The sequence below is a fragment of the Burkholderia sp. BC1 genome (assembly GCF_052683555.1).
Window position 1 is genome coordinate 23,478 of the sequence record NZ_JBQYLP010000067.1, and the last position, 7,374, is coordinate 30,851.

The window sequence follows — 7,374 nt, forward strand, 5'->3', positions numbered from 1 at the left end:
AGTCGGCGATGACCCTCAAGGAACGCGAGCAGAAGCAGTCTGATGCCGAGATATCGTGGCTGTCGAAACCCAATGCGCTTGCGCGATATAACGGACGGTATAGCACGACTCTGCGTACAGGGTACGTTGTGCGCGTTATCGCGCCGGCCCCCGGAAACCGGATGGTCGTTGAGGGTGTTGGAAAGAAGGGCCAGGCTGTGCAGTTTGCGGTAAAGGTGGAGAATTTGAGGCCGATAACCGACTCGCTTTTTGTCGGGGAGGACTTCTGACGTCAGAAGGGAATGACGACGATAGTCGGATGATTGCGGTATGATTTATTTATACCATTCAGTGTGAAGCGCGTCGCACCGCCAGTTTGGCCTGCACGCGGCTCGATAAGGAAGCGATCCAGACGTGTTGGAGCACGCCTGGATCACGAGCACACTGGATTGGGCCAGTGAGCCACGCCGAAGCCTCCTGCCGTTAGGCAGCGAGAGGCTAGCAAATTTCACGTTACGTTGAAAGGCTCGCGATGAAGAGAAACAGCCAACAGGCCCAACTTGCGTTCGATTTCAGTTTCAATGAGACCGTTGCGGCGATCGATCGAATCAACGAAGATGCCGCTGCGGACCCAGTGGATGAACAGACAGGAGCAAAAGATGTTGACCGGAGAAATGAAGCCGCTGGACGTGGCAAAACGGGTCCTCTCCCCGGAGACGATCTCTTCAGTTCGCTCGGAGCCGTTCCACCTGCGCGCGTGGAAGATTCTCGACCGCTGGGCGCTCAACTCGCCGGCGAAGCTCAAGGCGCTGGAGACGGAGGGAGAGGTAGTGCTGCTGGGGCGGTTGCTGGATCAGCAGGCGATCGAACACACGATCTTGCTGGAAGCGTCGGAGCAGTTGCAGCAAGGGGTGACGGAGCACGAAATCCTGACGTCGAACGGAGTGCAGACCGAGCTGCTGTAACGCCGGCCAGCGATTACACGATCACGCTCGCCGACCGGCTCGGCGAGGGCGGGGCTAAAACGAAGTACCGCGACAACGTTGCAGCGCTTCGTTTGCTCAAGAATCTGGAAACGGATAGGCGGCCGGCGACACGCGAGGATCAGGCGGTGCTCGTGCGGTACGTCGGCTGGGGCGGCATTCCGCAGGCGTTCGATCATCGGAACACGGAATGGCGCTCGGAGTATCAGGAACTGGCCGAACTCCTGCCCAAGGAGGAGTACGAGGCCGCGCGCCGATCGACGCAGGACGCACACTACACGGCCCAGCCGGTGATCGAAGCGATGTACCAGGCGCTCGAGCGCTTCGGGTACACCGGTGGCCGCACGCTCGAGCCAGCAGTAGGCAGTGGCAATTTTGTGGGGTTAATGCCCGAAGCGCTGCGCGAACGCTCGCGCGTCACGGCCGTCGAGCTTGATCCTGTCACGGCGCGCATTGCCAAGCACCTGTACCCGTCAGCTTCGATCATCAACAAGGGTTTTCAGGAAGTCACCATTCCGGGCGGGTATTTCGATCTAGCGATCGGCAACCCGCCGTTCGGAAGCCAGTCGGTCTACGACGCACACCATCGCGATATCTCGTCGTTCTCGATCCACAACTATTTCATCTCGAAGTCGCTGGACAAGGTTCGCCACGGCGGGCTCGTCGCCGTCGTCGTTTCGAACTACTTCATGGACGCGCGAGACAGCGCCGCGCGCTCACACATTGCAGACCGAGCGCACCTGGTCGGCGCAATCCGTCTGCCAAATACGGCCTTCAAGAAGAATGCACTGACGGAAGTCACGACCGACATCGTTTTCCTGCAGAAGGCGCGTGCCGGCGAGACACCCGATCGAAGCTGGATCGACGTCGGCGAGATTCCCGACCCGCTCGGCGGGCGGGACATGCCGCTGAACACGTATTTCATCGACAGGCCGCACATGATGCTGGGTTCGATGCAGCGCGCCGGCACCCAGTACGCCGAGGGCACGCCGGCCCTGATCGCACCCGAGGGGCAAGACCTCGCGGCGGACCTCGCCGCAGCGATTCAGCAATTGCCTGAAGGCATCTACATCGGTCGCGACGCCGAGCGAGAGATCGACGCTGTTGCGGCCGAGCAGATCGACGTGCCCGAGACCGTGAAGATCGGCGCGTACTTCGTGACGGAAGCGGGCCGCGTCGCCCAGCGTCTCGATGATCTTTTGGACAATCGGCAGGCCCGCCTGGTCGAGGGCAAAAACGAGAAGGCGCTGGAGCGAATTAAGGGGCTGGTCGAGGTTCGCGACGCGCTGCGCGAGTTGATGCGCGCGGAGCGCAACGACGACATGGATGAGGCGACGCTCGAAGCGATGCGTGACCGGCTAAATCGTGTGTACGACGGCTTCGTAAAGCGCAACGGCTATATCAGCGCGCTCGTGAATAAGCAGGCGATGGGCGAGGACCCCGATTTCCCGCTGCTTCAATCACTCGAACGCGATTACGACAAGGGCATCTCAAAGGATCTCGCGCGCAAGCATGGAGTCGAGGCGCGCGAGCCGAGCGCGCAGAAGGCCGCGATCTTCACGCGGCGAGTGATGAACCCGCGCCGGGAGATTACCAGTGTCAGCAGCGCGAAAGACGCGCTCGTGGTGTCGATGAACGATACAGGCGGCGTCGACCTCGATTTGATGGTGCGCCTGAGCGGCCGTGACGAAGACGCGATTGTCCGAGACCTTCAGGGGCTCATTTTTCAGAACCCGGAAGGGCAGCGGTGGGAAACCGCCGATCGCTACCTGGCGGGCAACGTAAAGGAAAAGCTGAAGGTCGCGCAGGCTGCGGCGCTTGACGATCCACGTTACGCCGCCAACGTCGAGGCGTTACGACTCGTGCAGCCGCAGGACATCGAGCCGGTCGATATTTCGATTCAGCTTGGATCGACGTGGGTGCCGGATCGGGTGGTTGACGACTTCGTGACGCACATTTTCGGCGGTGTTCATCGCAGCGTGTCATATCAGCCTACGCTCGGGAAATGGGTGGCGAAGGTCGGCATGGGCGACCAGACCACGATGCGCGTCACGTGGGGCACCGAAGACATGCCCGCGAACAAGATTGTTGAGGCGATCCTGACGAACAAGGCGATCGTAGTCGAGGACGTCGTCGGCTACGACGAATACCGCAACCCGATCCGCAAGACGAACGAGGCGAAGACGGCCGCTGCGAGCCAGAAGGCCGACGAGATTCGCCAGGCGTTTCTCGATTGGGTGTGGGAAGATAAATCGCGTCGTGACATGCTGGCCACGCTCTACAACGAGCGTTTCAATACGAACGTCGTGCCGCGTTACGACGGTTCGCACCTGACGTTGCCGGGTGCCTCAAACGCGGTGGAGCTGCGGCCTAGCCAGAAAAATGCAATCTGGCGCGGCATCCAAGATGGCACCGAGCTGTACGATCACGTAGTCGGTGCCGGCAAGACGTTCGCGTGCATCGCAACGGCAATGGAAAGCAAGCGCATGGGCTTGACGAAGAAAGCAATGTTCGTCGTGCCAAACCATCTGCTGCTCCAGTGGAAAGACGACATCTACAAGCTGTACCCCGACGCGAACGTGCTGATCGCGGAGAAGAGCGATTTCCAGAAGGAAAATCGCGAGCGGCTTTTCGCCCGGATTGCGACGGGAGCTTGGGACGCGGTGATCGTCGGGCATTCGAGCTTCAAAAAAATCGGCATGCCGCCGCAGGAGCTTGAGCGGATTCTCAACGAGCAGATTGACGACCTGACCGACGCAATCATCCAGATCAAGTCGGAGAAGGGCGACCGCGTGACGATCAAGGCGATGGAGAAAGCGCGCGATCGCATGGAAGCGAAGCTGAAGCGCGCCGCGGAGACAGGCGCCAAGGATCGCGTCGTGACGTTCGATGAACTGGGCGTCGACGCACTCTTCGTGGACGAAGCCGATGAGTTCAAAAATCTATTCATCACGACTTCGCTGTCCGGTATCGCGGGTCTCGGAAACCTTCAGGGATCCGACAAGGCTTTCGACCTGTTCGTGAAGGCGCGCTACCTGCAATCGAAGCACGGCGGCCGAGGCGTGTACTTCGCAACAGGCACGCCAGTCGCAAACACCATCGCTGAAATTTACACGATGCAGCGATACATGCAGTACGACGAGTTGAAGTCGCGCGGCATCCATCACTTCGACGCGTGGGCCAGCACATTCGGCCAGGTCGTGACGGGTTGGGAACTGGACGCTACTGGCGTGAATTACCGGCTCAATTCGCGCTTCTCGAAATTCCAGAACGTGCCTGAGTTGCAGGCACTGTATCGGTCGTTCGCGGATGTCGTGACGCGCGAGGATCTTGAACGCCAGGCGGCGGAACGCGGCACGCGGTTCCCGGTCCCGAAGATCAAGGGCGGCAAGCCGCAGATCATCGTAGTCGATCGCTCACCGTTGCAGGCGCGCTACATGGGCGAGCAGACGCCCGTGCTGGACAGCGAGGGTAACGAGATTCGGCGCGAAGACGGGGCGGTTATCACGGACTGGACACCGGGCTCGATTATTCACCGCATGGAGAATCTGCCGCACGACCCCAGCAAAGATAACCCGCTGAAGATCACGAACGATGCGCGCAAGGCGGGGCTGGATTTTCGCTTGATCGATCCTGACGCGCCAGACTTCGAGGGCAGCAAAATCAACGTGGCTGTTGATGAGATGGTTCGCATCTATAACGCATGGTCGCACAAGCGCGGTACGCAGCTTGTGTTCTGCGACCTGTCGACGCCGAAGGCAGTTGCCGTCGGCTCGGTCGTGCAGGATGCGGAGAATGACGGCCAGGGCGAAGACGGTCCGGCCAAAGAGCAGGAAGTGTCGATGGACGAGCTGCTGACGAGTCGTGGCAGCGGCAAGTTCTCGGTGTACGACGATATCAGGGAGAAGCTGATTGCGCGCGGCATCCCTGCTGAAGAAATCCGCTTCATTCACGAAGCGAAAACGGACCTGCAACGCGCGAAACTCTTTGAGCAGGTTCGCCGCGGGGATGTGCGTTTTCTGCTGGGGTCTACGTCAAAGATGGGCGCCGGAACGAACGTCCAGGATCTGCTTGTGGCCGAGCACAATCTCGATGCGCCGTGGCGTCCGCGCGACCTCGAGCAGCGCGAGGGGCGCATCGTTCGCCAGGGCAACTTGCTTTATGCAGAAGACCCGGACGGCTTTGAGATCGAGCTTTTGCGCTACGCGACGAAGCAAACCTACGATGCCCGCATGTGGCAGACAATCGAATACAAGGCGCGGGCGATCGAACAGTTCCGCAAGGGCGATGGCCTATCGCGCGTGATTGAGGATGTTGCAGGAGAAGCTGCAAACGCGGCCGAGATGAAAGCAGCGGCGACCGGGAACCCGCTCATCTTCCTGCAGGTGCAGTTGTCGGCTGATTTAAAAAAGATGGAAGCGCTGCACGCGAACTACAAGCGAAACCGGCACTCACTCGAAAGTCGTGCGGAGTGGCTGTCGCAGGCTGATGATAGGGCAGAGCGCGTGCTGACCGACTATCGGAAGGACGCCGCGCTGCGCGACGCGAACACGTCCGACGAGTGGAAGATGAAGGTCGGCGTCAATGTGTTCGACGCGGACTCGAAGGATCATCTGATGGAGTCGGTACTGTCCGGCATGCAACGCGCGATCGAGGGACGCGCGAAGCACTTGGGCGACAAGGCGCAGGTTGTGCATATCGGCGAGTACCGAGGTTTCAAGGTCACGGCGACCGCCGATGCACGTCACGTCCAGTTTGCCTTGAAAGGATCACGCGTGTACGTGCCCGGCAATCTAGTCTATTCGCAAGACGACAAGTTCAGCGTGACCGGGTTCATTCAGCGCATGGACAACGCGCTGAATGGCATCGAGAGCGACATTGCATACACAATCGAAAACAACGAAGCCGAGCGCGTCGAATTGGAGAAGGTACGGCAGGAGCTGGCGAAGCCGTTTGTGCAATTGGCGGAACTTGAGCTGCTGCGCAAAAACAACGCAGACGTGATGACCGAGTTGAGGAAGATGCAGGACGACCCGGCCTACGTGTCGACGTGGGAGCCCGCGACGCTCGAATCTATGGGTGGGCGTGAAGGCGATCTGTTCTCGGCTGTTGACCCGGACATGGCGGAGCGCGCTGCGCGCGAACAGGCATATGCGATCGAGGTTCGCGAGTCGATCGACAAGGCGGCGCAGGACTATCTGCGTGGCGCGCAGGAGCCCCTGCGCACGGCCGATATCTTCAATCGCGGCCACGAAGCGCTATTCGAATGGGACGGCGGGCACGAAGTGCATGCGGGATTGATCGAGCGCATCAAATCCGATCCGCAGCTTGCGATGGCGGTGGCGACGGCACCAGGCAAACGGTTCGCGAGTGAGGAAATGCTGGACGCCGCGGAGTCGGTGTTGGAACTCAAGGCGTTCGCGAGGACTAAGGCGGCCGAGTTGGGGCTCATGCCTGAATTCGCGCAGCGTGATAGTGGTGCGTATGCCGGGCGGATAGTCGATCAGACCGACCATTACCTCGTCCAGGACGCCGGCCTTGGCAAGGGCATCCTTCATCACCGGGGCGACATGGTGATGACGGCGCCGGTGAAGGTCGGCGACTATGTGAGGATGACCTATCGAGCAGGGCACGCGGTTGTTCGTGGCCATGAAAGCGCCGCGAGCATCGAGCGCTAAATTCCCTGGTCGTAAGGGCGCGCGCGCTGGTCCGCGCGCTAATTGCAATCGCCGACGTCGCCGTCGGCGCTGACGCCGAAAGCCGCGCAAGCACGCCGAAGTGATATTATTTTATCACTTTGATGGCTAATCAACGCCCCCATGCAAAGCGATCAGTACATGCTCCTTGTCGGCGATTGCCGGTCGGTCTTGCCCGCACTGCCCGACAACTCTGTCGACTCCGTCATCTGTGACCCCCCGTATGAACTCGGGTTCATGAATCGGGGGTGGGACCGCAATGGGGTCGCCTATGATTCCAGCATGTGGGCCGAATGCCTGCGTGCATTGAAACCCGGCGGCTATCTTTTCGCATTCGGCGGCACGCGCACGAGTCATCGCATGGTGTGTGCGATTGAAGATGCGGGCTTTTCGATCCGGGACCAGATTGTCTGGATCTACGGTTCGGGAATGCCGAAAGCAGAGTTGTGGTCCGCGGAGAAAGCCGCTCGCGGAGACGAATCAAGTCTGCGGATGATTGAAGCGGGCTTCGAAGGTTGGGCCAGGGGAGGGCTGAAGCCGGCGCATGAGCCCATTTGCGTCGCCAGAAAGCCGATCGTGGGTAACGTCGAGACCAACGTCCTTAGGTGGGGCACGGGGGCATTGAATATCGATGCGTGCCGCGTTAACGCGTTTGACGCACAAGGTGGGGATCTACGCCGGAACCCCAGAAAATTCCGTCGTTCCACATTGTGAAC

Annotated in this window: 4 protein-coding genes; all 4 read left to right on the forward strand. The window is 60.2% G+C overall.

The window, feature by feature from the left end; translation table 11 throughout:
• Nucleotides 1–8 precede the first annotated feature (8 nt).
• The 4 genes from ACSHSS_RS24605 to ACSHSS_RS24620 all read left to right on the forward strand — a co-directional run bounded on the left by ACSHSS_RS24605 (nucleotide 9) and on the right by ACSHSS_RS24620 (nucleotide 7,372).
• On the forward strand, nucleotides 9–269 hold the full coding sequence (locus ACSHSS_RS24605) for a hypothetical protein (protein WP_060332455.1): 261 nt from the start codon (nucleotides 9–11) through the stop codon (nucleotides 267–269).
• A 369-nt stretch (nucleotides 270–638) separates the two neighbouring features.
• Nucleotides 639–944: a hypothetical protein gene (locus ACSHSS_RS24610; protein WP_261508081.1), complete on the forward strand. Its 306-nt coding sequence runs from the start codon at nucleotides 639–641 to the stop codon at nucleotides 942–944.
• Between the two features lie 92 nt (nucleotides 945–1,036).
• Nucleotides 1,037–6,640: a KfrB domain-containing protein gene (locus ACSHSS_RS24615; RefSeq protein ID WP_445545667.1), complete on the forward strand. Its 5,604-nt coding sequence runs from the start codon at nucleotides 1,037–1,039 to the stop codon at nucleotides 6,638–6,640.
• A gap of 141 nt (nucleotides 6,641–6,781) precedes the next feature.
• On the forward strand, nucleotides 6,782–7,372 hold the full coding sequence (locus ACSHSS_RS24620) for a DNA methyltransferase (RefSeq protein ID WP_445545668.1): 591 nt from the start codon (nucleotides 6,782–6,784) through the stop codon (nucleotides 7,370–7,372).
• Nucleotides 7,373–7,374 lie beyond the last annotated feature (2 nt).